Annotated in this window: 22 protein-coding genes; 13 read left to right on the forward strand and 9 right to left on the reverse strand. The window is 44.2% G+C overall.

Going from position 1 to position 25,877, the window contains the following annotated elements:
- From A3763_RS24735 to tmk, 6 genes are all read left to right on the forward strand, one after another.
- The coding region (locus tag A3763_RS24735; protein ID WP_068760684.1) for an SDR family oxidoreductase at positions 1-496 on the forward strand (496 nt) is incomplete at its 5' end.
- A gap of 410 nt (positions 497-906) precedes the next feature.
- On the forward strand, positions 907-1,140 hold the full coding sequence (gene acpP, locus A3763_RS24740; RefSeq protein WP_068506755.1) for an acyl carrier protein: 234 nt from the start codon (positions 907-909) through the stop codon (positions 1,138-1,140).
- A gap of 92 nt (positions 1,141-1,232) precedes the next feature.
- Positions 1,233-2,480, forward strand: coding sequence for a beta-ketoacyl-ACP synthase II (gene fabF, locus A3763_RS24745; RefSeq protein WP_068506753.1), 1,248 nt, complete (start codon positions 1,233-1,235; stop codon positions 2,478-2,480).
- Between the two features lie 2 nt (positions 2,481-2,482).
- Positions 2,483-3,340, forward strand: a complete 858-nt coding sequence (gene pabC, locus A3763_RS24750; RefSeq protein ID WP_082865126.1) for an aminodeoxychorismate lyase — start codon at positions 2,483-2,485, stop codon at positions 3,338-3,340.
- Positions 3,341-3,365: 25 nt separating this feature from the next.
- Positions 3,366-4,412, forward strand: coding sequence for an endolytic transglycosylase MltG (mltG, locus tag A3763_RS24755; protein WP_082865125.1), 1,047 nt, complete (start codon positions 3,366-3,368; stop codon positions 4,410-4,412).
- 45 nt (positions 4,413-4,457) lie between these two features.
- Positions 4,458-5,078, forward strand: coding sequence for a dTMP kinase (gene tmk / locus A3763_RS24760; protein ID WP_068506751.1), 621 nt, complete (start codon positions 4,458-4,460; stop codon positions 5,076-5,078).
- Positions 5,079-5,160: 82 nt separating this feature from the next.
- Here the strand turns inward: tmk and A3763_RS24765 are convergent, their stop codons facing one another.
- The 3 genes from A3763_RS24765 to A3763_RS24775 form a co-directional block, all read right to left on the reverse strand.
- Positions 5,161-6,342 (reverse strand): permease, encoded by a 1,182-nt coding sequence (locus tag A3763_RS24765; protein WP_068506749.1) that lies wholly within the window; start codon positions 6,340-6,342, stop codon positions 5,161-5,163.
- Positions 6,339-6,764: a Cu(I)-responsive transcriptional regulator gene (gene cueR / locus A3763_RS24770; protein ID WP_068506746.1), complete on the reverse strand. Its 426-nt coding sequence runs from the start codon at positions 6,762-6,764 to the stop codon at positions 6,339-6,341. Before cueR ends, A3763_RS24765 begins: the two co-directional genes overlap by 4 nt.
- Positions 6,765-6,998: 234 nt before the next feature.
- Positions 6,999-9,137, reverse strand: a complete 2,139-nt coding sequence (locus A3763_RS24775) for an FAD-dependent oxidoreductase (RefSeq protein WP_068634002.1) — start codon at positions 9,135-9,137, stop codon at positions 6,999-7,001.
- Positions 9,138-9,384: 247 nt separating this feature from the next.
- Between A3763_RS24775 and A3763_RS24780 the strand changes: the two genes are divergently transcribed.
- The 5 genes from A3763_RS24780 to A3763_RS24800 all read left to right on the forward strand — a co-directional run bounded on the left by A3763_RS24780 (position 9,385) and on the right by A3763_RS24800 (position 15,676).
- Positions 9,385-9,627, forward strand: a complete 243-nt coding sequence (locus A3763_RS24780; RefSeq protein WP_082865273.1) for a (2Fe-2S)-binding protein — start codon at positions 9,385-9,387, stop codon at positions 9,625-9,627.
- A gap of 190 nt (positions 9,628-9,817) precedes the next feature.
- Positions 9,818-10,291 (forward strand): bacterioferritin, encoded by a 474-nt coding sequence (gene bfr / locus A3763_RS24785; protein ID WP_068506740.1) that lies wholly within the window; start codon positions 9,818-9,820, stop codon positions 10,289-10,291.
- A gap of 11 nt (positions 10,292-10,302) precedes the next feature.
- Positions 10,303-10,770, forward strand: coding sequence for a bacterioferritin (gene bfr / locus A3763_RS24790; protein WP_068506737.1), 468 nt, complete (start codon positions 10,303-10,305; stop codon positions 10,768-10,770).
- 295 nt (positions 10,771-11,065) lie between these two features.
- Positions 11,066-15,088 (forward strand): methyl-accepting chemotaxis protein, encoded by a 4,023-nt coding sequence (locus A3763_RS24795; protein WP_068633384.1) that lies wholly within the window; start codon positions 11,066-11,068, stop codon positions 15,086-15,088.
- 351 nt (positions 15,089-15,439) lie between these two features.
- Positions 15,440-15,676, forward strand: coding sequence for a hypothetical protein (locus A3763_RS24800; protein ID WP_068633387.1), 237 nt, complete (start codon positions 15,440-15,442; stop codon positions 15,674-15,676).
- A 124-nt stretch (positions 15,677-15,800) separates the two neighbouring features.
- On the opposite strand, the gene A3763_RS24805 is transcribed toward A3763_RS24800, so the two are convergent.
- Entirely contained in the window at positions 15,801-18,581 is a 2,781-nt protein-coding gene (locus A3763_RS24805) for a bifunctional aconitate hydratase 2/2-methylisocitrate dehydratase (RefSeq protein WP_068633389.1), read from the reverse strand.
- A 509-nt stretch (positions 18,582-19,090) separates the two neighbouring features.
- Between A3763_RS24805 and A3763_RS24810 the strand changes: the two genes are divergently transcribed.
- Positions 19,091-19,519 (forward strand): thioesterase family protein, encoded by a 429-nt coding sequence (locus tag A3763_RS24810; protein WP_068633391.1) that lies wholly within the window; start codon positions 19,091-19,093, stop codon positions 19,517-19,519.
- 3 nt (positions 19,520-19,522) lie between these two features.
- Here A3763_RS24810 and A3763_RS24815 read toward each other — a convergent pair whose 3' ends face one another.
- Complete coding sequence (locus A3763_RS24815) at positions 19,523-20,404, reverse strand: GlxA family transcriptional regulator (protein WP_068506727.1); 882 nt, start codon at positions 20,402-20,404, stop codon at positions 19,523-19,525.
- Between the two features lie 189 nt (positions 20,405-20,593).
- Here A3763_RS24815 and A3763_RS24820 point away from each other — a divergent pair, with 189 nt between their 5' ends.
- Complete coding sequence (locus A3763_RS24820) at positions 20,594-21,052, forward strand: nuclear transport factor 2 family protein (RefSeq protein WP_068633394.1); 459 nt, start codon at positions 20,594-20,596, stop codon at positions 21,050-21,052.
- A 12-nt stretch (positions 21,053-21,064) separates the two neighbouring features.
- Here A3763_RS24820 and A3763_RS24825 read toward each other — a convergent pair whose 3' ends face one another.
- From A3763_RS24825 to A3763_RS24840, 4 genes are all read right to left on the reverse strand, one after another.
- A complete protein-coding gene (locus A3763_RS24825) occupies positions 21,065-21,259 on the reverse strand; it encodes a DUF6316 family protein (RefSeq protein ID WP_068506723.1) in 195 nt (64 codons plus the stop codon).
- Positions 21,260-21,545: 286 nt separating this feature from the next.
- The gene (locus tag A3763_RS24830) at positions 21,546-21,857 is read right to left on the reverse strand and encodes a DUF2007 domain-containing protein (RefSeq protein WP_068506719.1); all 312 of its coding nucleotides are present in this window, start codon (positions 21,855-21,857) and stop codon (positions 21,546-21,548) included.
- A gap of 11 nt (positions 21,858-21,868) precedes the next feature.
- A complete protein-coding gene (locus A3763_RS24835; protein WP_068506716.1) occupies positions 21,869-22,771 on the reverse strand; it encodes a LysR family transcriptional regulator in 903 nt (300 codons plus the stop codon).
- A 125-nt stretch (positions 22,772-22,896) separates the two neighbouring features.
- A partial coding sequence (locus tag A3763_RS24840) for a hypothetical protein (RefSeq protein WP_197483109.1) occupies positions 22,897-25,877 on the reverse strand: 2,981 nt, incomplete at its 5' end.

Genomic DNA, 25,877 nt, shown 5'->3' on the forward strand with positions numbered 1-25,877 from the left:
TTTGATCGTTGTAAATAACGCCGGCATTACCCGTGATGGTTTGTTGATGCGTATGAAAGAAGAAGATTGGGATAATGTCTTGAACACCAACTTGAGCTCGATTTACAGAGTCTCAAAGGCAGCGCTCCGAGGCATGACTAAGGCGCGCTGGGGACGAATTATTAACGTTAGCTCTGTTGTTGCGCAAATGGGCAATGCAGGCCAGGCAAACTATTGTGCTGCCAAGGCAGGCATAGAGGGCTTTAGCCGCTCTTTGGCAAAAGAGATTAGTGGGCGAGGCATTACAGTTAACTCAGTGGCTCCGGGTTTCATTGAGACGAGCATGACAGAAGAGCTTTCCGATACCGTAAAAGCGAGTATGTTGGCGACAATACCGATGCAGCGCTTGGGGCAGCCCGAAGAAGTGGCTTCGGTAGTAGGGTTTTTGGCATCTCAGCAAGCAAGTTATATTACTGGTGAAACGATCCATGTAAACGGTGGGATGTTTATGGGCTAAAACGGGAATATCCCGAATTTGTCCTGTTGTTATTCCGGTAGCATCTCGAATTTGTCCTGTTGTTATTCCGGTAGTACCCCGAATCAGTCTTTTCGTCATCCCGGTAGTGTTTGAGCCGGGAGCCATAAGGTTAAGACTTGGATGGATTCCCTCTCAAAATACTGCGTGAATGAGGGTAGGGTATGGTGGTTCCCATGTATTTGGCCGAAATACTATTTTTTGGTGGCCTGATTGAGATCAAAGAGTGATGTTTTGCTGCTTGTCTCTATCATTGCTTTGATCTAGACTACATCGCCATGAATAAATGAAGCAGACAATAGCTAGGTAATTAAGTACGAAGCTGTTTTTAAACTGAAATATTTCAGAGATAGAATGCTTGTCAGCTTGATCTATATTAATGAGAGGAAATTATGAGTACTGTAGAAGAGCGTGTTAAGAAAATCGTATGTGAACAACTAGGTGTTAAAGATTCAGAAGTCCAAAATACTTCTTCTTTTGTTGAAGACTTAGGTGCAGATTCTCTTGATACTGTTGAATTGGTAATGGCTTTGGAAGAGGAATTTGAAACTGAAATTCCTGATGAAGAAGCTGAAAAGCTTTCTACAGTCCAGGAAGCTATCGACTTCATTATTGCTAACCAGTAATAGAAGTTCATAAAAAGAACCGTCCTTTGTGAAATCTCTGGGCGGTTTTTTTTTGTTTGTTTAGGTCGATATTTAAAAGTTAGAGGCAAGGTATGTCAAAAAGACGAGTGGTAGTCACAGGGATGGGGATGCTTTCTCCGCTTGGTAATAGCGTGTCTGAGTCGTGGAATGCAGCGCTTGAAGGGAAGAGCGGCATATCAAATATTTCTCGCTTTGATACTGAGAACTTTAACGTCAAAATTGGCGGGCAGATTTCGGACCTGGAAGTGAATGATTATATTGACCGTAAAGAAGCGCGTCGCATGGATATCTTCATGCAGTACGGCCTGATTGCAGGTATGCAGGCAGTAAAAGATGCATCTTTAGAAGACTTGGATTCAGATCAGAAAAAGCGGATTGGTGTTGCCTTTGGTTCTGGAATCGGAGGAATTGAAACCATTGAGACTGTACGTGATACCTACGTGAAATCAGGGCCTCGTAAAGTTTCTCCCTTTTTTGTACCCAGCTCTATTATCAATATGATTGCCGGGAATATCGCGATTAAATATGGCTTTAAAGGCCCAAATATAGCGGTAGTCACAGCTTGTACTACGGGCACTCATAACATTGGTTACGCAGCAAGAACGATTGCCTATGGTGATGCCGATGTGATGATAGCCGGTGGTGCTGAAATGGCGACAACACCAATTGCTGTTGCAGGTTTTAGCAATGCTAAGGCATTGTCTTCCAATGACCGACCTGCTGAAGAAGTCAGCCGCCCTTGGGATAAAGGTCGAGACGGGTTTGTACTATCTGATGGCGCAGGTGCACTGGTTTTGGAAGAGTTGGAGCACGCAAAAGCGCGTGGTGCAACAATCTATGCTGAGCTAACCGGCTTTGGTATGAGTGATGATGCCTTCCATATTACTTCGCCTATTGAAGATGGTTCAGGCGCAAGAACCGCTATGGAAAATGCTATCAACGATGCAGGAATAGAACCAGAATCGATTGATTATATTAATGCTCACGGCACCTCAACTCCGCTTGGTGATGTGGCAGAATGCAAAGCGATCAAAGACCTGTTTAAAGAACATTCTAGCTCTTTGCTTGTTAGTTCAACCAAGTCAATGACTGGTCACTTGTTAGGGGCTGCTGGCGCGATTGAGGCAATCTTTTCTGTAAAAGCTATCACTGATCAAGTAGCGCCACCAACGATTAACCTCGATGAGCCTGAAGAAGGGTGTGATTTGGATTTCGTGGCACATACTGCCAGGAAAGCTCCGATAAAAGCTGCTCTATCGAACTCCTTTGGTTTTGGCGGTACTAATGGCACTTTAATCTTTCAGGCCTTGGAAGATTAGAAATGAAAACGCGAGCTCACTTAACCTTAGTCAATGAGCTTGAGACCTCGGCAATCGATATCGCTGATCGGGGCCTTGCCTACGGAGATGGTTTATTTGAAACGCTTAGAGTGGTCGATGGAAAAATTCCTCTTCTAAGTTATCATCTGGAACGATTTAAACGTGGCACTAAGGCGCTTGATTTAGGTGAAACTGAAATGCTTGCTGGTAAGTTTGAGCGTTATGTTGGCTTGGCTTTGAAAGACCTGACTAAAGCCGCTCACCTTAAGCGAGCGATAATCAAAGTGATTCTTACGCGTGGACAAGGTGGTCGAGGTTATGCGCCACCCGATGAGCCGGAACTAAACTTTATCACACAAGTCTTTGAGTCTCCCGAATTTCCCGAGACAAACTCCGCCCAGGGAATTACTCTCCATTTATGTGACCATAAGCTCTCGCATCAGCCAGTTCTGGCAGGGATAAAACACCTCAATCGTCTAGATCAGGTGCTTGCTTCAAAGGATTTGGCTAAGTCAGGGTATGAAGAAGGCTTGATGTTGGACTACAAGAATAATGTGGTAGAAGGCACTAAAAGCAATCTACTCATTTTCACAGGCAAAGATATTATTACTCCGAATATATCGGGTGCCGGTGTGGCGGGTACTTTACGTCAATATCTACTCGATAACGCTGCTTTAACAGGGCTAGCGCTTCGTGAAGCGGAAATTAGTATCGAGGACTCAAAGTCTGCAGACGGTTTAGCTGTTATCAATAGTGTCTTTGGTCTTTGGCCAGTGAAAGAATTTGCTGGTAAGCGCTATGCAATACATAAAAATTGTGGAATCATTCAGTCTCATTTGAAGACTAGCTTTTCATATTAAATAACCTTTTTCGACATTAACTATCGTGCCTGCAAATCGCTCTTTTATCGCTCGTTTTATTCTGCTGCTTATTATTTTTGTGCTGATGCTCAGTGCCGGTATATATCGTTATTATCAATCTGAATTAGAGCGAGCAATAGCCTTTCCACGAGACGTTCTCGAAATAGAAATACCCAAAGGCAGTAGCTTCAACTCAGTGTTGAGGAACTTGATTGAAAAAGGGGCTGACATTAACCCCTGGGTCGCAAAGGTCTACGCAAAGCAAAATAAGCTTGCTAGTAAAATTAAAGCAGGTGAGTTCAGTCTACAAGGGCCTATGACGCTTCCTGCTATTTTTGAGTGGCTGACATCCAATAACCAGATTCGTTACCAGGTTCAGTTTATCGAAGGAACGAGCTACAGAGATGCCTTAAAGACCCTGGCGCTTCAAGAGAAGCTAAGTAAAACCTTGGAAGGGAAGAGCGATGATGAACTTATCCAGGCATTGAACTCTAAGAACGATATAAAGCACCTGGAAGGGCAGTTCTATCCTGATACTTATGCGTACCATAAAGGCGATACGGATCTATCAATCCTAAAGCGTGCTCATCAGCGTTTGCAGAACATTTTGCAAGAAGAATGGCAGGCTAGAGATAAAAGTACCGTATTGAAGGGCTCGTATGAAGCGCTTACCTTGGCTTCGATTGTGGAAAAAGAAACGGGAGCAGCACATGAGCGAACTGAAATCGCAGGTGTATTTAATAGGCGGCTGATTAAGGGAATGCGTCTACAAACGGACCCGACCGTCATCTATGGCTTAGGTGATCGCTATCAAGGCAATATCACCCGTAAGCACCTGAAAGAGCTGACGGCCTACAACACCTACCGAATAAAGGGCTTACCTCCTTCTCCTATCGCTTTAGTAGGGCGTAGTGCCATTCATGCAGCGCTGCACCCTAAAGAAGGCTCTAGCCTATATTTCGTCGCAAAAGGTGATGGCACTCATCAATTTTCAGCAACTATCGACGAGCATAACAATGCCGTTCGTAAGTACCAGTTAAGACGTCGCAAAGACTACCGTTCAAGCCAGTAAGGCTTGATTTCAGAGCAAGCTCAATTCCAAATAAGAAGGTACAGTGTGGACAAAGGTTTATTTATCACGATTGAAGGTGGCGAAGGCGTTGGCAAGTCTACCAACATCGCTTTTATTCAAGAAGCGTTAGCGTCAAAGGGAATTGAATCCATCATTACCCGAGAGCCTGGCGGAACGCATTTGGCCGAAGAGATTCGTGAAGTGCTCATTAAGAACCGGGAAGAAACAGTAGCGTCAGAAACCGAGTTACTTCTTATGTTTGCCGCACGCGCTCAGCACCTTCACCAAAAGATTTTACCTGCGTTGGAAAAAGGTGTTTGGGTGATTTCTGATCGTTTCACCGATGCAACTTATGCTTATCAATCTGGCGGGCGTGGTGTACCTTCTGAAAAAGTAGCCTTACTTGAAAACTTTGTTCAGGGAGACGTACGCCCAGACCTGACTCTTTTATTAGATGCTCCGATTGAAGTAGGCATGGCGCGTGCAAAAAATCGTGGTGCCCTAGATCGCTTTGAGGAAGAACAGGCAGAGTTTTTTAATAATGTTAGAGATAACTATTTAGCGCGTGCAGAAGCTGAGCCAAAGCGATTTAAAATAGTTGACGCAACACAAAGTTTGGAAGAGGTACAATCAAGTATTTCAGTCGTGCTTGAGAATATCCTGTAGGCAGAGCCTTCCATGGCTCGCAGGCGGGTTAGCACGGTGTAGATTCATATAAGGGATGGAACCCTCTGCCTACGTTCGATTGTTAAACACTATTCAATATCATTGCAACCACGATCACCTGTGGTACGGTTAGCAAAGGTAAATATAGTGCTGTCTTCCAAGACTTCATTGTGTCTTTTATTACCATCACTTCAGTGTAATCGGTCGCTACGCCTGTCATTAAAAATGCAAAGCTATTACCGGGGGCATTGGCTCGATTCATCAAGTCGGCCGCTATAGGGGTCGAGCCTTCGGAGCATACTTCAATGATTGTTGCTGCGATCAAGGTTGCTCCTAGACCAAGCAGCGTTGGCCCGAAGTAATTTTGGAAGTCCTCCAACGAAACGAAGCCTCTAATCGCTGACGCTAATAGAACACCAAATAACAACCAGCGGATCACCATTCTAGAACCGTTTAAGCCGCGCTTGCCGATATCAAGGGCTAGCGCTTGTGTCCATTCTACCGATGCAAATTTGGATTTAGCTTCACGCCAAAATTGAAAGTCTTCAGGCAAGTCATTCGCAACGCTATTTTGCGGAAGAGAGCCTTTCTGTTCTAGTCGATCAAACAACCAGCCGGTGGTAATTGCCAATACCATCGACAGGGCAATAAACAAGAGGGTCCATGGCAGCCCTATGAGTGCCACCATGATTATCGTCAGTGATAGTGAGTTCCAAGGGCTGGCAATAAGAAATGCCATGACTTGGCCGAGACTGGCACCTTTGCGCCTTAGCTCCATGCCGACCATTAGTATTCCGTGACTACATAAATCGAGTAGTACGCCTGCCAATGTCGCGCGCCACAGACCTTTGACGGTGCCTCCTTTTCCCAGAATCGAGATGATAAATTCCTGGGGTATACGACTTAACACACCGACAAAAGCAATGGCGAGCAGTATGCTCCACCACATAGTGTTTAGCAGTTCTTGAACGCTGTGGGCAATGACACCATACCAGTTGTCATGAGAGGGTTCGCTGAGTGCCAACACATAGAAGATAATTGAAAGCGTTAAGCTCCCCCAGAGTAACCAGTCTCGCTTTTCTGGAGAGTCTTCACAGCAACTGTTAGTTGCGGGCTCGCTCGTTGCCTTACTACTGCTGGAGCAGCATGACGTAGTATGTACGGGCTGTTTTTCTTTGCTGCAACAACTTGAACTACTTTCAGGCTTTTCAGGGTTATTTTTTTCAGAACTAGAGCCGCAGCAGCTTGATTTCGTTTCTTTCATAGCTTTACCCCTCCCTGTGTCGTTAGTTGCTCTGGTGCCTCGCTAAGCTTATCAAGAATAGCGCAGTGAGGGTCATTGTTAGATTGGCATTGGCTAGCGAGGTCTAGCAGGCACTGGTGCATCAGCCTAAGCTCAGCTATTTGCTCTTCAACTAATTTTGCTTTGTCCAAGACGAGGGATTTAACCTCGTGACTTTGTCGGCCTTTATTATTGAAAAGATCAAGCAAGTGGCGACACTCATCAATATTGAAGCCTGTCTTTCGGGCGCGCTGGATAAACTGGAGCTGTTCCAGATCTTGTTCTGAATATTGTCGATAGCCGTTGGCAGAGCGCGAGCTAGGATGAACCAGGTCGATCTCTTCGTAGTAGCGAATGGTTTTAGAATTAAGGCCTGTTAGCTTTGATATCGCGCCGATATTCATCGTGCTACTCCTATATAAATTGATCTAATATGGAATAGCATAAACCTTACAGCTACGGTAAGGTCAATACAAATTTATTGAATTCGAAATTTATGACGAAAGTGGTCAGTGTAGGTGGGTATGACCATAGTCAAAATAACTCAAGTAGACAGAGCCTTCCATGGCTCGCTGGCGGCTTAGGGCTGGTTGGTTTCATGTGAGGAATGGCGTTCTCAGCCTAAGAATGAATAAGCCTCAACCACGACGCCATGCATGAAATTTCTCAAGAAACTGCAATACCTTCTCAGGCGCGTTGGCTTTTTTCCAGTTACCAGCGACAAACTTATTGGTTTCCGCCAGGGTTGGGTAGATATGAATCGTGCCCAGGATCTTATTCAGACCTAAGCCATGCTTCATTGCCGTCACGTATTCAGCAATAATATCCCCGGCATGATGACCGACAATCGTTACCCCAAGAATTTTATCTTTCCCGGGGACGGTTAGCACCTTGATAAAACCATGAGCCTCACCATCGGCAATAGCTCGGTCTAAATCATCAATATCATAACGGCTTACATCATAAGCAATACCTTGTGCTTTGGCTTCCTGTTCGTTGATGCCGACACGGGCCACTTCCGGGTCTGAAAAAGTCGCCCAGGGAATGACGCGATAGTCTGCCTTGAACTTCTTGAATAAACCGAATAAACCGTTCACAGCGGTATACCAGGCTTGGTGAGAGGCCGTGTGCGTGAACTGATAAGGCCCGGCCACATCGCCGCACGCATAGATATTGGGGAAGCGCGTTTGAAGGAATTCGTTCACCTCTATCGTGCCTTTATCCGTTAAGGGGATATTCAATTTATCTAAACCAAAGCCCTCTGTATTCGCTTTACGTCCGACTGCCAATAGCAACACATCATATTCAATTCGCTGTTCAGTGCCGTCAATGTCGGTGCACAACAGAACTTTTTGGCCATTATCAGTAATAAACTCTGTTGGCTGATGGTTTAATCTAAGATCAATGCCTTCCTCAATAAAGCGCTTTTGAACCTCTGCGCTCACGTCTTCATCTTCTCGTGGCATGATGCGGGCAGAGCGGTCCACTTGAATCACCTGCACTCCAAGGCGCTGGAAGCTCTGGGCCATTTCACAGCCGATAGGCCCACCACCGATGATCAGCATGCGGCCTGGTTTCTCTCTAAGTTCCCATATCGTATCGGAAGTCAAATAACCTGTATCTTCAATGCCCTTAATCGCAGGAACAAAAGGCCGCGCTCCCGTGGAGATAACGATGTTACGCGTGGTGATCGTTTCACCATTAACTTTTACTCTAAAAGGGTCAATGATTTCTGCGCTGCCGGTAATGCAGTCAACACCGAGTCCCGTGAATCGCTCGATAGAGTCGTGAGGCTCAATGGTTTTAATAATCGATTGAATGCGTTCCATTACCGCAGGAAAGTCGACCTCGATATTTTCATTTGATAGACCAAATTCCTCAGCACGCTCATGGTACTTTGCCATTTTAGCCGAACGAATGAGTGCTTTACTGGGGACACAACCGGTATTTAAGCAGTCGCCGCCCATTTTATGACGCTCAATAAGAGAGACTTTTGCTTTGGTTGCTGCAGCGATCAATGAAGTAACCAGTCCTGCTGAACCTGCACCGATAACGACCATATTGGTGTCAAATTTAGACGGCTTGTCATAGTTAGCGAAAACCTTTTTAGCTTGTATGCTTTCCATTAACTTCTTGGCCAAAATAGGGAATAGGCCGAGTAGAGCAAAAGCAAACAATAAACCGGGTGATAGGATGCCTGATAGAGAATCAATCTGACCAAGCTGAGTACCGGTATAAACGTAAACAAGGGTGCCTGGGAGCATGCCGAGCTGGCTGATCAAAAAGAATTGGCGAGTCTTGATTGGCGTTAAACCCATCACTAAGTTAATAACGAAAAACGGGAATAAAGGCACAAGGCGTAAGCCAAACAGATAAAACGCGCCTTCTTTTTCAATGCCTGCATTAATTGACTTAAGGGAGTCAGCAAACTTTTTTTGTACACTTTCTTTCAGTAGTGTTCGAGAAACTAGAAAGGCTAGTGTTGCACCGATTGTACTGGCAAAGGACACCAGAATCGTTCCCTGTAACAAACCGAAGATTGCACCGCCTGCAAGTGTCATTACTGCGGCGCCAGGAAAGGAGAGAGCAGTCACAGCAATATAGATCATGACGAATATGCCAGCACTGAGTATTGCATTTTGCGAATGAAAGTCACTGATAGCCTGTTGTTGAGACTTAAAGTAGTCGAGGCTCAAGTACTGGGCAAGGTCGAAGAAAAAAAAGCAGCCAATGAGAATAACGAGCGCGACAATAAGAAGTCTTTTCTTTTTATCCATAAATCTGTATCTACCTTCAAAATGGTGGTTATTTGAATGAAGTCTAATAAGGAGTGCGTTTGTTCAGACTGCAGCTATGTCTTAAGAGTTCAATTTAATAAGTAACTATATGTTAAGAAGGGCTAGTCTACCGAGATATTTACATTGTGTGCAATATAAATATCTCCATCGGGAGATAGCTCCTCAATTGATCTATGTCAGTTGATGGTAACTTTAATTATTTGAAAATGATTCCTATTAAGGTATAATGCTCGCAACTCTAGCAAGTGGTGATCATATGTTGGTTTGTGTTTGTAATGGTATTAGCGATAAAGATATTGATTCTGCTATTCATGAGGGTGCGACAGAATGTAAGGTGATCAGGGACTCGCTAGGTATTGGCAAGTGCTGTGGTCAATGTACCACTTATGCTAAAGACTTAATCAGTGAAAAAATGACCAGTATGCAAAATACTGCGGCTATGCAGCTTGCCTTAGAGGTTCGTGTTTAAGCAGTCTTTCTCCTTTCCTTTCCTTTCCTTTCCCTTCGATTCTATCTAGCCTATCCAGTATCAAACCTTAAAAACTTAATGATAACTATTTAGTTTATTAAGTCTGTGATTATTAAAGCAATTACGTGCCTTTTGAATTTAAAAAGTAATATACTCATCGCACCACACTGATAAAAAAGGGGGCGTGATAATGCAAGGCGACAAACAAGTTATTCAACACCTTAATAAAATCCTGGGCAATGAGCTTATAGCGATTAATCAATACTTTTTGCATGCTCGTATGTTTAAAAACTGGGGCCTCGAAGGCCTAGATAAAAAAGAATATAAAAAATCTATCAAAGATATGAAGCAGGCAGATGAGCTGATTGAGCGCATTCTGTTTTTGGAAGGTATCCCCAACCTGCAAAAGTTAGGCAAATTATTAATAGGCGAGAACACTCAAGAAATGCTGGAGTGCGACCTCAAATTAGAACAAAGCTCCATTGCCGACTTACGCGAAGCGATCGCTTATTGTGAATCAGTATCAGACTACGTCACCCGTGATAAGCTTCGAGAAATTCTTGCAGAAGAAGAGGAGTATCTAGATTGGTTGGAAACTCAGCTTGATCTGATCGATAAAGTGACGATCGAGAACTATATGCAATCAATGATTGAAGATGATTAAGGGGGTGAAATATGAAAGGTTCAGATAAAGTTATAGCAGAATTAAATCACTTGTTAGCGGGTGAGCTAACGGCAATAGACCAATACTTTGTTCACTCTCGAATTTATGAAGATATGGGCTTAGATAAGCTTTATGAACGTTTGGATCATGAGCGTGAAGAAGAGACAGATCACGCAGACCAAATGATCAAACGGATTTTGTTCTTGGAAGGGCATCCAGACTTGGCAACGCGTGAGCCGCTAAATGTCGGTAAAACAGTTTCGGAAATGCTACAGAATGACTTGAATGTAGAATACTCAGTAATTAAAAACCTTAAGGCAGCGATTGCTTTGTGTGAGTCTGAGCAAGATTACGAAACCCGTGCAATGCTGGTTAAGCAGTTAGAAGACTCAGAAGAAGATCATGCTTATTGGCTAGAGAAGCAATTGGGCTTGATTGATAAGATTGGGCTTCAAAATTACTTACAGTCGCAGATGTAAGCTTCGAATAGCATAATGAGTGTAAGTAGGGCCGTCATTTGTGACGGCTTTTTTGTTTGTTTGATATAAACGTTAATCCCCAACTGAATCCAAATACTTTCTTTCTAAAATATCCCTAAATAGGTAGGGGGTATTTCTAATTTTGTCCTATATTTATAGTGCTAAATAAGCAATTCACCCCAAAATAGACAGATTCATTCAAGGAAATGGGCCGACATGACGATAACTAGTCTATAGCTTGCTCACTACACACTATCTAAAAATAACGCGCTTAAAAAATACTTAGGGTGTCTCTATGAAGATCAATATGCCGGTGACTGACAATGAAGTCATGATGGTCGAAGGCCAGACTTTGGTTTCTAAAACTAATCTCAAAGGTATTACGACTTACGTCAACCAAGCATTTATCGCTATTAGTGGTTTTACTGAGCAAGAACTGGTCGGGAAAAATCATAATGTTGTCAGGCACCCTGATATGCCGCCCGAAGCCTTTAAGGATCTTTGGGCAACAATGAAGAAGGGCCAACCCTGGACGGGAATCGTCAAGAACCGTTGTAAGAATGGTGACTTTTATTGGGTGAAGGCGAATGTGACACCTATTTGGGAAAATGGCAATATCACTGAATATATGTCGGTTCGTTCGATTCCCAGTCGTGAAGAGATTGCCGCTGCAGAAGGCGCCTATGTTGCCCTTAAAAATGGCGAAATAGCCTTGGATGGCGGCAATGTCGTTAAGCCAGGCATTACTCAATATCTTCCTAAATTAGGCAATATAAAACTCACTCAGCAGTTTATGTTTCTGGGTGTAGTGTTTCTAATGCTCAGCGCATTGATAGTATTTACGCTTATGCAGCAGAATGACCAAATAGAGTTCTCAAAGCAGGAAATGGTCGGGGTTGAGTATGTTCGACCAATTAGACAGCTGCTCCAATTTATTCCTCAGCATCGAGGGATGACTAACGCGTATCTTAATGGTGATACCTCGTTCGAGGGTAAGATACTTTCAGTTAGACAGAAGATTAATGGCTTATTTGATGAAGCTAAAGCAGTTGATGATCGCTTAGGTGAAAAACTACAAACCTCTAGCCAGTTTAATGCGATACAAAACAAATGGGATAACCTTAAGGGGATGGCTTTTAATCTTGAGGCCAAGAGCAGCTTTACTCGTCATACTGATCTGATCAATGACATATTGAACCTTATAATTCATGCGGGTGATACCTCTAACCTGATACTCGACCCAGAGTTGGGCAGTTTCTACAGTATGGACTTGGTAATTAACAAGATTCCTGCTCTGGTAGAGAATATGGGGCAAGCTCGTGGCCTGGGTTCCGGTGTTATTGCTAATGAAGCAATAAGTCAAAAGCAGTTGATTAAACTAACTGAGCTTAAGGTTGGTATTGACGTTAATTATAAGGGTGTTTTGACCTCATATAAATCAGGTGCTCATGCTGAACAGCGCGTGAAAGATCGTCTGGGGCCTTTAGCTAATGATGTGGAAAGAATTATTGGCGGGTTCATTGCCTCAGTTGATGAGATCCGTGCTGGGGACTTAGAAAATACTTCGTTAAATGCAAAGTCATTCTTCTCAGAAGGCACACGTGGCATTAATAAGGCATTCGAGTTATACGACGAAAGTGCTGACTTGTTAGAAACATTGCTAACTGAGCGCATAGAGGGAATGCAAACCCAGTTCTATATCATTGGTGTTTTAACTATTCTTGCGATTCTAGTGACCTTCATATTGGGCTTCGCTTTATCACGAAACATTCTTCGCTCAATTAATGAATGCCTGGCTAATTTTGGTGAAATCGCGAGCGGTAACTATCGAGAAGATATCCATGTCAGTGGTAATAACGAACTAACTGCATTGATGTGTTCACTTAAGTCTATGCAGATCAAAATGGGCTTTGAAGTAGAGGATGCGATTGCTGTTGCTAATGATGGTAGTCGTATCAAGCAAGCCTTAGACGTTTGTAATACCAATGTAATGTTGGCAGATGATCGAATGAACATCATCTACTTGAATGAGTCTGTTCAAAAGATGTTTAAAGATGCTGAAGCGGACTTACAGAATGACTTGCCAAACTTTGATGCCGATAGTTTGCTGGGTGCGAATGCAGATATCTTCCACAAAGACCCAAGCCATCAGCGTGCGGTGATTGAAAATCTTAAAGATACCCACCAGAGTCGGGTGAAAACAGGTGGTCGTGTGTTTGACCTGATGGCTACCCCGGTTATCAATGAGCAAGGGCAACGTTTAGGTACAGTTATTGAGTGGAACGATATCACTGAAGAGTTGAAACGCACTGAAGAAGAGCGTCGCGTAGCCAATGAAAATGCCCGAATGAAGCAGGCGCTTGATAGTGTTTCTGCAAACGTTATGGTTGCAGATGACCAGCTTAATATTATTTATATGAATGATGCGGTTGTTGATACTTTGCGCAATGCCGAGAAGGATATTCAAGCAGAGCTAAGCAATTTTGCTGTTGATAAGATTATTGGCAGTAATATAGACATATTCCATAAGAATCCAGCGCACCAGCGTGGCATGATAGAACGGATGACTGCTGAATACTCTGCAGATATTGTGGTGGGTGGTCGTAATCTAAACCTTGTTGTTAACCCGATTGTTAATGATGAGGGTGAGCGCATTGGTACGGTCGTAGAGTGGGATGATCAAACTGAAGAGCTAAAACGATTGGCTAAAGAGCGTAGTGTCGCTAATGATAATGCGCGTATCAAGCAAGCCTTGGATAGTGTTTCGGCAAATGTCATGGTGGCCAATGCCGACCGCGATATTATCTACATGAATGATGCAGTGATATCGACCTTGCGAAATGCAGAAAGTGACATTCAAAAAGACCTGGGTAATTTCAACGTCAATACCTTGTTAGGAAGCAGTATTGATGTCTTCCATAAGAACCCCTCACACCAGAAACAATTGTTAGAGAGCCTGACGAGTGAGTATTCGGCAAGTCTGAATATTGGTGGCCGTAATATGGACTTGGTTGTGAACCCTATTACAAACGACGATAACGAACGTATTGGTACGGTTGTTGAGTGGGCTGACCGAACTAACGAAGTCGCTATCGAACAAGAAATCGACCGACTTGTTTTTGCGGCGGCAAATGGTGATCTGTCCAAGCGTCTGGACCCTGAAGGTAAAACAGGCTTCTTTGCTAAGTTAGCAGAAGGTTTGAACCAGACTGTTGGAAGTGCAGACTCCTTCTTAGCTGATGTGGGTGAAGTTCTGTCTGCATTATCAGAGGGTGATTTGACCAAGACAATTAGCAGTGAATACCGAGGATCTTTCGGTAAGGTTAAGACAGATGTGAATGCGACGGTGACCAAACTTACCGAGATCATTACGCAGATTCGTGAATCCACGTCGATGGTTCACGAAGCCGCGAACGAAATATCGCAAGGTAACGCTGATCTAAGTGCGCGCACAGAGTCTCAGGCGAGTTCTCTTGAAGAAACTGCAGCGAGCATGGAAGAGATTACCAGCACGGTTAAAGAAAGTGCCGGGAATGCTTCACAGGCAAATACAGTCACTAGCGACGCTAAATTGAAAGCGGTTGCAGGTGGTGAGGTTGTTCATGGCGCAGTGGGAGCAATGAAAGAAATACTCGCTTCGAGTCATAAGATTAACGACATTATTGGTGTCATTGATGAGATTGCGTTCCAGACTAACTTGCTAGCGCTTAACGCAGCCGTTGAGGCCGCTAGAGCGGGTGAGCATGGTCGAGGATTTGCAGTGGTGGCAGGTGAGGTTAGAACCTTATCTCAACGTTCTGCGACGGCAGCGAAAGAGATCAAAGACCTGATTCGTGAAAGCGTCAATAAGGTTGAAACGGGCTCTCAGCTTGTAAATGATTCTGGCCAGACACTTGCGGATATCGTGAAGTCAGTTGAAGAGGTTGCTGTAAGAGTAGAAGAAATTGCCACGGCAGCAGCCGAGCAGAATGATGGTATTGGGCAGATTAACCAAGCAGTCATGCAAATGGATGATATGACCCAGCAAAACGCAGCCTTGGTTGAAGAGGCAAGTGCCTCTAGTGAGGCTTTGAGTGAGCAAGCATCAGCCTTGAATCAGATGGTTAGCTTCTTCAGAGTGGGGAATCACCAGGCCGCAATATTTAGCGCGCCTGCTTCAGCACCTACATCAGCGCCTGCACCGACTCCTTCTGTCAGCCAAGCTCCACAGCAAACGACTTCGGTGCCGATGGATACCGGTATTGCTCCGACAGAAGATCAGGTGATCAAATACAGTGGTGATAACTCAAACGATGATGATGACTGGGAAGACTTCTAGCGCATAGTCTAAAGGGAATGCAAAGGCCGATCAGTGATCCACTGCTCGGCCTTTTTTTTAGCGGGGGAGTACTTGATTCAAGCAGTGCATTACTCATGTAGGTAGATCCTTCCACGGCTTGCACGAGGGCTAGCACGGGGTTGACCAGCGAGGGGTGGAACCCTCTGCCTACGGGCACGAGGTAAGTCGACTTCTGTAGGCAGATCCTTCGGCCGCGCTGGCTTCACTAATAACTCAAAACTATGAACACAGAATTACTATGACAAAACAATTTAATGGGGTGTCGAATTTAGGCGTAGACTAATAGGTGAATAGCTTAGCGCTTCTCACCCGGAAGCGAGGAGGTGGTAAATGTACACTTCAAGCAGAAAGAGAACTGTAAGCAAAAATATTGGCAAAAAACGAAAAGTCATGGCGGGCAAAGTAGGGTATGACCTTAGCTTGGATCGTCGGGTCGGTAGTCGAAGAGACAGCTTGATGCCCAGTCTAGAAAGTCTAGGACCTTTTGATAGGCGTCATACCGATGACAGAAGAATGGATAAGCGCCCCTTGAGTGATTTTCCTTACTTGCCAGAAGTGATAATTTAGTAAAATAAAGTATTGGTACAATGGCTAAATAGCCAGTAGAGACTCTGTTTAGAGCTACATAGAAAGCAAAAAGCCCGGTCAATGACCGGGCTTTTTTATGATTAAGACCAAGTCTTAATCCATCTTATCCAACGATTTTAACCGGCACGGCCAAATCTTCAGCTGGTGGAGCGAAAGAAGTCAGGTTAATACCTTCAACAGCTTCTTTGTACTCTTCCAATGATGGGAATCGGCCAAGAATAGTTGATAGTACAACCATTGGCGTAGAACCTAGTAGAGACTCACCTTTCTTCTCAGCGGTATCTTCTACAACACGGCCTTGGAATAGACGGGTAGAAGTAGCTAGAACAGTATCACCTGCTTCAGCTTTTTCCTGGTTACCCATACATAAGTTACATCCAGGGCGCTCTAGGTACAGAATGTTTTCGTACTTAGTACGTGCTGCTTCTTTTGGATGCTCATCATCAAAAGTGAAACCAGCATACTTAGATAGAATATCCCAATCGCCTTCAGCTTTTAGCTCATCAACGATGTTGTACGTTGGTGGCGCAACAACTAGTGGTGCGTTGAAGGTGATAGGACCTTTCTTCTCTAGGTTACGAAGCATTGCAGCGATGATTTGCATATCGCCTTTGTGAACCATACAAGAACCAACGAAGCCTAGGTCAACCTGACGGCCATCGTAGTAAGAAGTAGGGCGGATCACGTCGTGCGTGTAACGCTTAGAAACGTCTTCGTTGTTTACGTCTGGGTCAGCGATCATTGGCTCTTCAATCGCGTCTAGATCAACAACCAACTCAGCGAAGTACTTAGCGTTGTCATCAGGAGCAAGCGCAGGCGCTTCACCAGATTTAACTTCAGCAATACGCTTGTCAGCAAGATCGATAAGACCTTGAAGCATGCCCGCTTCGTTTTCCATGCCCTTGTCGATCATGATCTGGATACGAGACTTAGCTAACTCTAGAGAGCTGATTAGTGTTTCGTCAGTAGAGATACAGATAGAAGCTTTCGCTTTCATTTCTGCAGTCCAGTCAGTGAAGGTGAACGCTTGGTCAGCCAGTAGAGTACCGATTTGTACTTCGATTACGCGGCCCTGGAAAACGTTTTCGCCAAACTTGTTAAGCATTTGAGCTTGAGTGGCGTGTACGATGTCACGGAAGTCCATGTGAGACTTCATGTTGCCTTTAAAGGTAACTTTTACAGACTCAGGGATTGGCATTGCACATTCGCCAGTAGCAAGTGCGATTGCAACCGTACCAGAGTCAGCACCAAACGCTACGCCCTTAGACATACGAGTGTGAGAGTCACCACCAATGATGATTGCACGGTCATCAACTGTGATGTCGTTCAATACTTTGTGAATTACGTCAGTCATTGAGTGGTAAACGCCTTTCGGATCACGTGCAGTGATTACGCCGAATGCGTTCATGAATGCCATTAGCTTAGGCGTGTTAGCCTTCGCTTTGTTGTCCCATACAGAAGCTGTGTGACAACCCGATTGGAAAGCACCATCAACACTTGGAGAAATAGTCGAAGCAGCCATTGCTTCTAGTTCCTGGCAAGTCATAGGGCCAGTTGTATCCTGAGAACCTACGATGTTCACTTTAACGCGAACGTCAGAACCTGTGTGTAGAGGTGTTGCAGACTTAACACCTACAGCATTACGGTTGAAGATTTTTTCAACAGCTGTCAGGCCTTGGCCTTCGTTAGAGATTTCTTTAGACGCTGCGTAAACTTCAGGAGCATCAACACCTAGTGTTTCAGCTGCGAAAGTTTGGATTTTCTTACCGAAGGTTACCGCGTAAGAACCGCCAGCTTTCATGAATTCAACTTTCTGAGGCGTGAAAGCGTCAGATACGTCAGATAATTCTTCGCTACCGTTGTAAAGCTTCTTAGCTTTCGTATCGATAGTTAGAACAGTGCCTGTTGCAACAGAATATGCTTCTTCTAGTACCGGGTCGCCATTTTCGTCTTTAACAACATCTCCATTTGCATCAGTTTTCTTAACCCAGTTTTTAAGGTCAAGACCAATGCCGCCAGTTACACCAACAGTTGTTAGGAAGATCGGTGCGATACCGTTAGTACCAGCAACAACAGGACGGTTGTTGATAAACGGGATGTATGGAGAAGTCTTTTCACCTGCCCAAAGTGCAACGTTGTTAACACCAGACATACGTGAAGAACCAACACCCATAGTGCCTTTCTCAGCGATTAGCATCACTTTAGCGTTAGGGTGCTTTTTACCTAGTTCAACGATTTCTTGCTGAGCTTCAGGTGTGATCATGCACTGGCCGTGCAATTCACGGTCTGCACGAGAGTGAGACTGGTTACCAGGAGAAAGAAGGTCAGTAGAGATGTCACCTTCAGCTGCGATGTAAGTCACAACGTCGATTTTCTCAGGAATGTCGTCAAGCTTCGTGAAGAACTCTGCTTTAGCGTAGCTCTCTAGAATGTCTTTAGCGATGGCATTGCCAGCTTTGAAAGCATCAGCCAAACGAGCTGTATCAGCTTCGTATAGGAATACTTGAGTTTTTAGAACTTCGCCAGCCGCTGCAGCTTGTGCGTCGTCAGAAAGAGCGATGTCTAGAAGTGCTTCAACAGAAGGGCCACCTTTCATGTGAGAAAGTTGCTCAAGAGCGAACTCAGGCGAGATCTCAGCAACAGTTTCATTACCTAGAACGATGTCTTTTAGGAATGCTGCTTTAACGCCTGCCGCAGGAGTTGTACCTGGAAGCGTGTTGTAGATAAAGAAGTTTAAAGACGCTTCGCGGTGCTCGTTACCCGTGTCTTTAATTTGAGCGATGATCTCTGATAACAAATCTGCGCTATCAATTGGCTTAGGGTTCAAACCTAGGTCCTTTTTACGAACCTCAATTTCTTCTAGGTATTCTGAATACAAACTCATACGAATCTCTCACTCAAAGTTTTAGTAATGACTATCAAAAAACTACTTAATACGCCATTGGATGCAAGTAGTTTCATCGGTGTCCAACGGAGCATGGCTTTCCAGTGAACTGATCAGGTGTTCCTGTTTATTCACTATGCAAGCTCCCCATTGGGCGCTTATTCTCAGCAGTGCGTCTGCTTAAATTTAGTGTGGAATGTGTCCACAGCTATCTTTCCCTTATTATGGCCCGCTCTTGTGACTTTTTGATTTCTAAGGTTCACTTTAGCTTAGGCTGGTGGTCAGATGTCTTTATTGCTAGATCTTAGCCTCTAGATCGAAATCTATTGAGTTTAGACCACCCTTATATTTTCGCGCACATATTGTATGGGATTTCCCCGCAAAAGTTAATAATTACTCAGGCTTATGAATGTTATTTTCGGTATAGGTTTTGTGAATGTGTTTGTTTGTCGTTAAGCTCTACACTCATTTATACCATGATTTGATAAATACAATGCGAAGAGGTAGTAATGAGCGAAGTGTTTGAGCAGTGTCAGGTTTCGATAGATACGCCAGTAGCCTGGGGTGAAATGGATGCCTTTCAGCACGTTAATAATGTCGTCTATTTTAAATACTTCGAAAGTGCGCGAATTGCCTATTTTGACCGACAGGGTAATAATGAAGAAATGAAACGCTCTGGTATTGGCCCAATACTGGCCTCTACTCAGTGCCGCTATAAAGCGCCTTTAAGCTACCCTGACAATATCTCCGTGGCAACGCGAGTGTGCGAAATTTCAGAAGATCGCTTTACCATGAAGTACTACGTTATGAGCCATAATACTGGCAGAATTGCGGCAGAAGGTGAGGGAATAATCGTTTTTTACGATTATAACAATAACTGTAAACATGCCATTCCTGAAGAGATCAAAAACAGAATTGTTGCACTCGACGGACTATAGGTATTAGCGTTTTAGTTTACTTTGTCTAAATTGTTTTGGTGTTTGACCGCAGAGCTTTTTAAAAAGCGTTCTGAAATACTGAATATCCTGATAGCCAACGTTACCTGCGATGGCCTCTATATTTTGACTCCCTGTTTGAAGCAGATGCTTTGCTTTCTCTATGCGAAGCTTTTGTAAATAGCTAGATGGCGTTTCATCGGTAGCGGTTTTAAAGCGCCGCACCTGGTTTCGGCTGCTCATGTTAAAGCGGTTTGCTAGCTCTTCGATACTATCGAAGCTATCCAAATGATCTTCCATCCAGTTTTGAATACCAATAATGTGTTCATCACTGTGTTCTTTCAAAGCTTGTATACCGGCAAACCTTAGCTGCGATCTCTCAGACAAATCAATCATCAGTAATCTGGAGCAAGCTTCGGCGAGCGAGCGACTAAAAAACGTTTCAATTAAATAAAGGCAGAGGTCTTGAAATGCGTAGGCGCCGCCTGAGCAGAATAATGTTCCATCATGAGTCAGCATGCTATCAATCTGTAAATCAACAAGCGGGAATTGTTGTCGAAACTGGGAGGCATACTTCCAGTGTGTGGTTGCGCGACGCTGATCAAGCAAACCTGTCGCCGCCACAAGAAATGCGCCGGTACATACTGACGCCACTGCGCCTCTTTTTCGCTGGCTGTCTACTAGCCACTGAATTAGCGCGTCATCAAAATCAAAGCCATTAGTCGGGACAGGGCCGAGGGGCGCGATGATGACCAAGTCATAATGCTTCTGACCAATGTCTTCTGTAGGGCTAATACGAATAGGTGTACTACTATTAATACTTGAATGAGACGGGCCCACTAGGCTTGTTGTTAACTGAATATCGTTTGCAAGCAACTGTGAACACACAGAAAAAATATCCCACAGCCCAGCGACTGAAGAAACAGGGGAGCTAGGGTGAACATAAATCCCAATGCAAAAGGTATTCTTTTTATTTGTCTTATTAGTCGTTTAATAATGTCATATCAGTCATCTTACAAGTAGTCTAAGTGCTCGCTATCATTATGTAAATGATATGAATTGAGCAGGAGAGCAGAAATGAATCAACAGCAAGAATTATTAGAACGCTTTTACACGGCTTTTCAAAAGCTTGATTGGGAAACAATGACTTCATGCTACCACCCACAGGCGACCTTCAAAGACCCGGCTTTTACCTTATCGGGAGCAGAAGTAGGGCTTATGTGGAAAATGCTCTGCACGCGCGCAAAAGACTTCGACCTTAGTTTTAATGTGGCTAAGGTGAACGACACACAAGGTGAAGTGAACTGGGAAGCAAATTACTTGTTTTCTAAAACGGGTCGAAAGGTAAATAATAAGATTAAGGCAAACATTACCTTTAAAGATGGATTGATTTACCAGCATCACGATGACTTCAACTTTTGGCGTTGGTCTCGTCAGGCGATCGGGCTTCCTGCATACTTGTTAGGCTGGTCTAGTACCTTTCAAAATGCAGTATCAAAACAGGCAATGGCGCAATTATCCCAGTTTGAAAGTTAGATCAATGTAACGCTAGCCACTATTTTTGAAAAACGAATCATTTACGTGCCTGATGTATAACACCAAAGCACTTTCTGCTTCTTGTCGAGAGTGGAAGGGGCCTTCCTCGGTCATTTCTCGCGTCGTGAAAAACCAGGAATCATTAACATGAGTAAAACGATTGCTGCGGAACCAGCTTTTATCACCTTCACCGGAACGAACTGTCATGAGCTTTCTCCTTAACTACGTACCTCATCGTATTAGCAACAGGTACTAAGGGTGATCGTCATAATAAAAAAGAAATAGAATGTAGGCGGCAATAGGTCTGCCTATAGACCGGGGTCTAATACTATCTAATTGTAGTGTTTGTATGAAATGTAGCCAGGAAAATGCGGTTTATATTGCATTTATTCACATAGCAGAGCTGGTTTGAAATATGGCGCATAAAGCTTAGTTCGAAAGGTATTAATTAATAGAATTAAGTGCTTAGCTAAAAGGTTTTCAGGAGCCTAAGTTATATAGCGCGTTCTCTACCGCACTTCCAGCATAATTCAAACGCGGGAGCATTATCTTCAGAGCAATGCTCACAAAACCATGAAGTCGCTTTGGGGTCGCCGTGTACCGCTTCTTCAATGATTTTTTCTGCTTGCTCATAATCCCTTTCTTTCGAGACCCAAAGCTCAGCCCACACCTCTGTCGGAGGTGTTTCACCCGCTGTCGATGTCAGGCCATCATTCCGAACTTCGCAATTGATATTATGATTACCCAGGATGTTGCGAAGGTTGAAGACTAATAATGAGTTTGAATGCGAAAAAATGCGTTTCATCAAACATGTACTCAGCTTATTTCTTGATTAAAGATATCAATAATGACGCTTCTCATCCATTGGTGTGCTTTATCCTGGCTGTAATTGCTGTGCCAGTATAAATGCCAATCTACATCAGGTAATTCAAAGGGCAAGTCGTAGATCGCTAGTTTGTGATCTTTCGCCAGGGTTTCAGGGATTGTTAGCAGCATATTGGTCTGTGCCGCGATTGGTGGAGCAGCCCTAGAGTGCTGGACTCGTAAGCGAATATCCCGTTGTAGGCCCTGTCGATTCAAGTGCAGGTCAATATAGCCCTGACCCCGTCGGCGGCTGGATATATGAATGTGCGGCGAAGAAAGGTATTGCTCGAGTGTTAGGCTTTTACCGTCTAGCGATGGGTGATCGTGGCTAGCGACACAGACAAAACGGTCTTGGGCGAGAGACTCATTCACAAGTTGTGGATCGTTAACCAAAGGAACGTCGAGCGCAAAATCTAACTGCCCCGTGGCAAACTCTCTCGATAGTTCTGAACGTGCGACAGGAAAGCTCTCAATTGAAATGCCGGGTGCATGTTCTTGCAAATAAGACATCAATATTGGCAGCAGGTAAGACTCAGAGGTGTCGTTCATCGCGAACGAGAACTTCTTATCAGAGGTTTCCGGATTAAAGTCATCATGCTCGGTGATGCTGCTCTCCAGCCCGGCCAGGGCCGCACGTACTCTGGATATTATGTTGTCAGCCAATGGTGTAGGTACCATGTGACCTGATTGTCTTACAAATAGTGGGTCATCAAAAACACGGCGTAGACGACTTAGCGAGTTACTGACAGCGGGTTGAGTGATATGAAGGGACTCAGCAGCCTTAGTCAGATTTCGTTCTCGGTAAATTACATCAAAAACAATGAACAGGTTTAGGTCAATTTTTTGAAGCTGCATAGATTATTAAACTCAAACAAGAAGTTGTTGTTCAGGCATGTATTTAAGCAGCTATAGGTGATGATGTCACTAAAGCACCTTCAGGCTAAATTAGCCTGAAGGTGCGAATCAATCTAGCTAGCACTTTAAGGCGCGCAGCTGTCGCCTCTTGTCCCATTAACGTAGTTCCAGCAGTAAAGTAGTGTACCATCTTCGTTCCATCGTTTTAGCGTGCCATGGTAACTGCCATTCGCGAAGTGCGCTTCAAATTCCTTATTCCCATTTTCATACCAATCGCTTGAGAGGCCGTGTTTCTCGCCATCAGCATAATAGTCTTCGGATTCTTTTTGACCACTTGCATACCAACTTGTCTGGGCTCCGCAGTATTCGCCGTTGTAAGTATAATTTTGTGACATTCTGATGCCATTGTCATACCAGGCTTCGGACAGACCATGAGAATTTCCCTCCTTATAATAGCCTTGAGAAGAGATCTGCCCATTTTCATGCCAATATCGACTTAATCCATGCAGCTGGGCATTGACGTAGAACTGCTCTCGGTCAAGTATTCCCGGGTCTTCATAGTAGTTTGCGCCATGACCGTATGAGCAAGAAGTATACGAGTTGGGATCACTTTCATTGGCCATCGTAATAGCCTGATTAAAAGTATTCGAGCTGCCGAGTTCGATATCGTAGGTGGATGGGCAACTAGGGCTATTGGATTGAGGAATATCAGCAATAGGGCAGGTCGAATGGGTAAATTCAGATTCTTCTGATGCATAGTCCTGGCCATCAACCCTTTGTATTACATAAGCGGTCACCGTGGTGCCATCAGAAACCGAAATCGGTGCCGAGTAGTTGTATTCTGGCGCTGAACCATTCAACACATAGCGGATATCTGGTAGGCCTTGTGCTTGAGTCATTGCTAGTTCTAATTGACCAAACTCATTCATACCGTTGGATATAAATTCTACTTTTTCCGGGATAAACGTAAGCGCTACTTCGTTACTTCGAATACCTTCGGTATTTTCGATATAAACGCTAATTGGACCCACCTCCATATTTTCGTGCGAAGGTAATCTTAACGCTAAGCTTCCCTGAGACAGAGAATGAATTGCAGCGTGGACAATGCTACCCGTATGCGTCCTGAAGTAGACGGTGTAGTCGTCGATGTTAGTTGTCATGCCTGAAACACTTAAGATCAGCTCATCGTTACCTTGAACCCGTTCTTGGTCGATTGAAGTAATAACCATAGCGCCCACTTGAATCGTAAAACTGGCTTGATCACTTACAGGTGGAACGGTAATTTCATAGACATTGTTCATGCCTATTAGATTGCGACTGGTATAGATATGATCAATTGAAACTTCAATTGTATCGACGTTGCTGTCGGCATTTAGCCATTGACCGAATACTTCGAATTTAATTTCCGTTCCTGGGTCGTTGGTGTTCAGCGCATTAGAAGGATAAAACTTGGCGCTATCAACAAGTTCACCTTCACCGTTCTTAGCGCTTAGAACGATTTCCGGAATATGTCGGCCATCTACATGATCTAGTGTTTTTAAGCCAAAGCCGCTTAGGGTGACTTCTTCTGTTTCAATAACACCACCATCACGACGGCTAATGGCTAAAGGCGTCATGCTAAGCAGATCAATCGGGAAATTAACAGTCGCCGAAACGGTGCTTGGAATATGCCTCGCATCATTTACTACGGCAAGCATATCTGCAGCCCAAATGGCAATGGTTGCCTTGAGCGATATCAGTGTGAGCCCCATTTTCGCAAACTGTTCTGAATTAACTTGCAATGCTGCGTTAGCTGTTAAGCTAAGAACTTCATTTATTACCGGGTTTGGCCAAGATCCCGCAATAGGGTTTGTAGGATTTAGCCCCGATGTCATTTCGTCGAAGACAATACCTAAGGCTTCAAGAAGCTCCCATTGATATAGGGCGGGTGCGGCTTTATCAAACAAGCCAGAATTATAGAGCACGCCAAAAACAGGTTGGATAGCAACGTCCTTAACGCTAAACACCGTATTGATGCTTGGAAGGAGTACCTTCGAATATATCGTTCTTAGTTGAAGTGCAAAGGTGGTACTTTCGGTGTAGCCATCGAACTCGATGTCTGTAATTCCTGCGGTGACAAAATCTACCACCACATCGCGATGCTCAACTTCGAAGGATTGTTCATTAGATTGATAGGCACCCCAGAATCCTTGCTGCGGATCGAGCAAGTGTTCATCAAAAGCTTTACTAATAATGCCTACGTGTAAGTCTGCACTATACCATTCCCCACCGGACACCAGATCAAAAATCCTGGGGCGAACATAGAGGCTCGTATCATTGTCCAGGGTTATGTACGAGGCAATACGATTGTTTTCTTTTTCTGGTTTAACAGACAAGCCCAGCAGAGTATGGGCTGGGTCGTCATAGACTACGTGCAGATCCATATCGCTTGGGCCATCGTAAGAAGTCGAGCGATAGTTTGTGTTTGTGTTTGTGTTTGTGTTTGTGTTTGTGCTTGTGCTTGTGCGTGAGATGGCCAGTTCAATATCCTGCGTTGGCATTAAGGCTTTAAGGGCATCCAGACTGCTCTGCACTGCGCCAAGATAGATCTCGTCATAGACATTGTTCAAATTGTGGAGGTGCAAAGTATAAGGGTCCGCTTCGATCATTGTTTCAAATTTATCAATAAACGCTAGGGAGTTGTTTCTAACGCTTTGTTTGACTTCGCTTGCGCTTCCTGCGTTTAGTAAAAGCTCCTGAGGGATTGCTTGCATGACCAGGGAGATTGCGGTTCCTTCGCTGTCGATACGAGTATTTTCCTCTCCGGGTAATAGGGTAGAAAGCATGTAGACGCTTGGCCATTCATCACTTTCTCTTTGCGGAAGCATTAGATACGCATTGGCTGGTGATTCGCCTAGAGTAGGGAGTGACACTCTTTGTTTAGAGTCAACAGGGTATGAGGCGTCATCAACTTCTATTGAGAGCTTATCTTCTTGAAGAGTTGAGCTCTCAGGCAACTCAATGACCCCGGAGATATCTGTTTCATCTCCTGGTGTTGTACCTGAAGAGTTACTTGAGCCGCCATTACAGCCTGCAATCGATAGGCTTAGTGCTAAGGCTAAGAAAA

This window comes from Oleiphilus sp. HI0128 (assembly GCF_001635365.1).

Excerpts from the sequence above, each read along its gene's own strand:
- acpP (WP_068506755.1), top strand. The coding sequence starts at position 907 with ATGAGTACTGTAGAAGAGCGTGTTAAGAAAATCGTATGTGAACAACTA.
- fabF (WP_068506753.1), top strand. The coding sequence starts at position 1,233 with ATGTCAAAAAGACGAGTGGTAGTCACAGGGATGGGGATGCTTTCTCCG.
- pabC (WP_082865126.1), top strand. The coding sequence starts at position 2,483 with ATGAAAACGCGAGCTCACTTAACCTTAGTCAATGAGCTTGAGACCTCG.
- A3763_RS24765 (WP_068506749.1), bottom strand. The coding sequence starts at position 6,342 with ATGAAAGAAACGAAATCAAGCTGCTGCGGCTCTAGTTCTGAAAAAAAT.
- cueR (WP_068506746.1), bottom strand. The coding sequence starts at position 6,764 with ATGAATATCGGCGCGATATCAAAGCTAACAGGCCTTAATTCTAAAACC.
- A3763_RS24775 (WP_068634002.1), bottom strand. The coding sequence starts at position 9,137 with ATGGATAAAAAGAAAAGACTTCTTATTGTCGCGCTCGTTATTCTCATT.
- A3763_RS24780 (WP_082865273.1), top strand. The coding sequence starts at position 9,385 with ATGCTCGCAACTCTAGCAAGTGGTGATCATATGTTGGTTTGTGTTTGT.
- bfr (WP_068506740.1), top strand. The coding sequence starts at position 9,818 with ATGCAAGGCGACAAACAAGTTATTCAACACCTTAATAAAATCCTGGGC.
- bfr (WP_068506737.1), top strand. The coding sequence starts at position 10,303 with ATGAAAGGTTCAGATAAAGTTATAGCAGAATTAAATCACTTGTTAGCG.
- A3763_RS24795 (WP_068633384.1), top strand. The coding sequence starts at position 11,066 with ATGAAGATCAATATGCCGGTGACTGACAATGAAGTCATGATGGTCGAA.
- A3763_RS24800 (WP_068633387.1), top strand. The coding sequence starts at position 15,440 with ATGTACACTTCAAGCAGAAAGAGAACTGTAAGCAAAAATATTGGCAAA.
- A3763_RS24805 (WP_068633389.1), bottom strand. The coding sequence starts at position 18,581 with ATGAGTTTGTATTCAGAATACCTAGAAGAAATTGAGGTTCGTAAAAAG.
- A3763_RS24810 (WP_068633391.1), top strand. The coding sequence starts at position 19,091 with ATGAGCGAAGTGTTTGAGCAGTGTCAGGTTTCGATAGATACGCCAGTA.
- A3763_RS24820 (WP_068633394.1), top strand. The coding sequence starts at position 20,594 with ATGAATCAACAGCAAGAATTATTAGAACGCTTTTACACGGCTTTTCAA.
- A3763_RS24825 (WP_068506723.1), bottom strand. The coding sequence starts at position 21,259 with ATGACAGTTCGTTCCGGTGAAGGTGATAAAAGCTGGTTCCGCAGCAAT.
- A3763_RS24830 (WP_068506719.1), bottom strand. The coding sequence starts at position 21,857 with ATGAAACGCATTTTTTCGCATTCAAACTCATTATTAGTCTTCAACCTT.
- A3763_RS24835 (WP_068506716.1), bottom strand. The coding sequence starts at position 22,771 with ATGCAGCTTCAAAAAATTGACCTAAACCTGTTCATTGTTTTTGATGTA.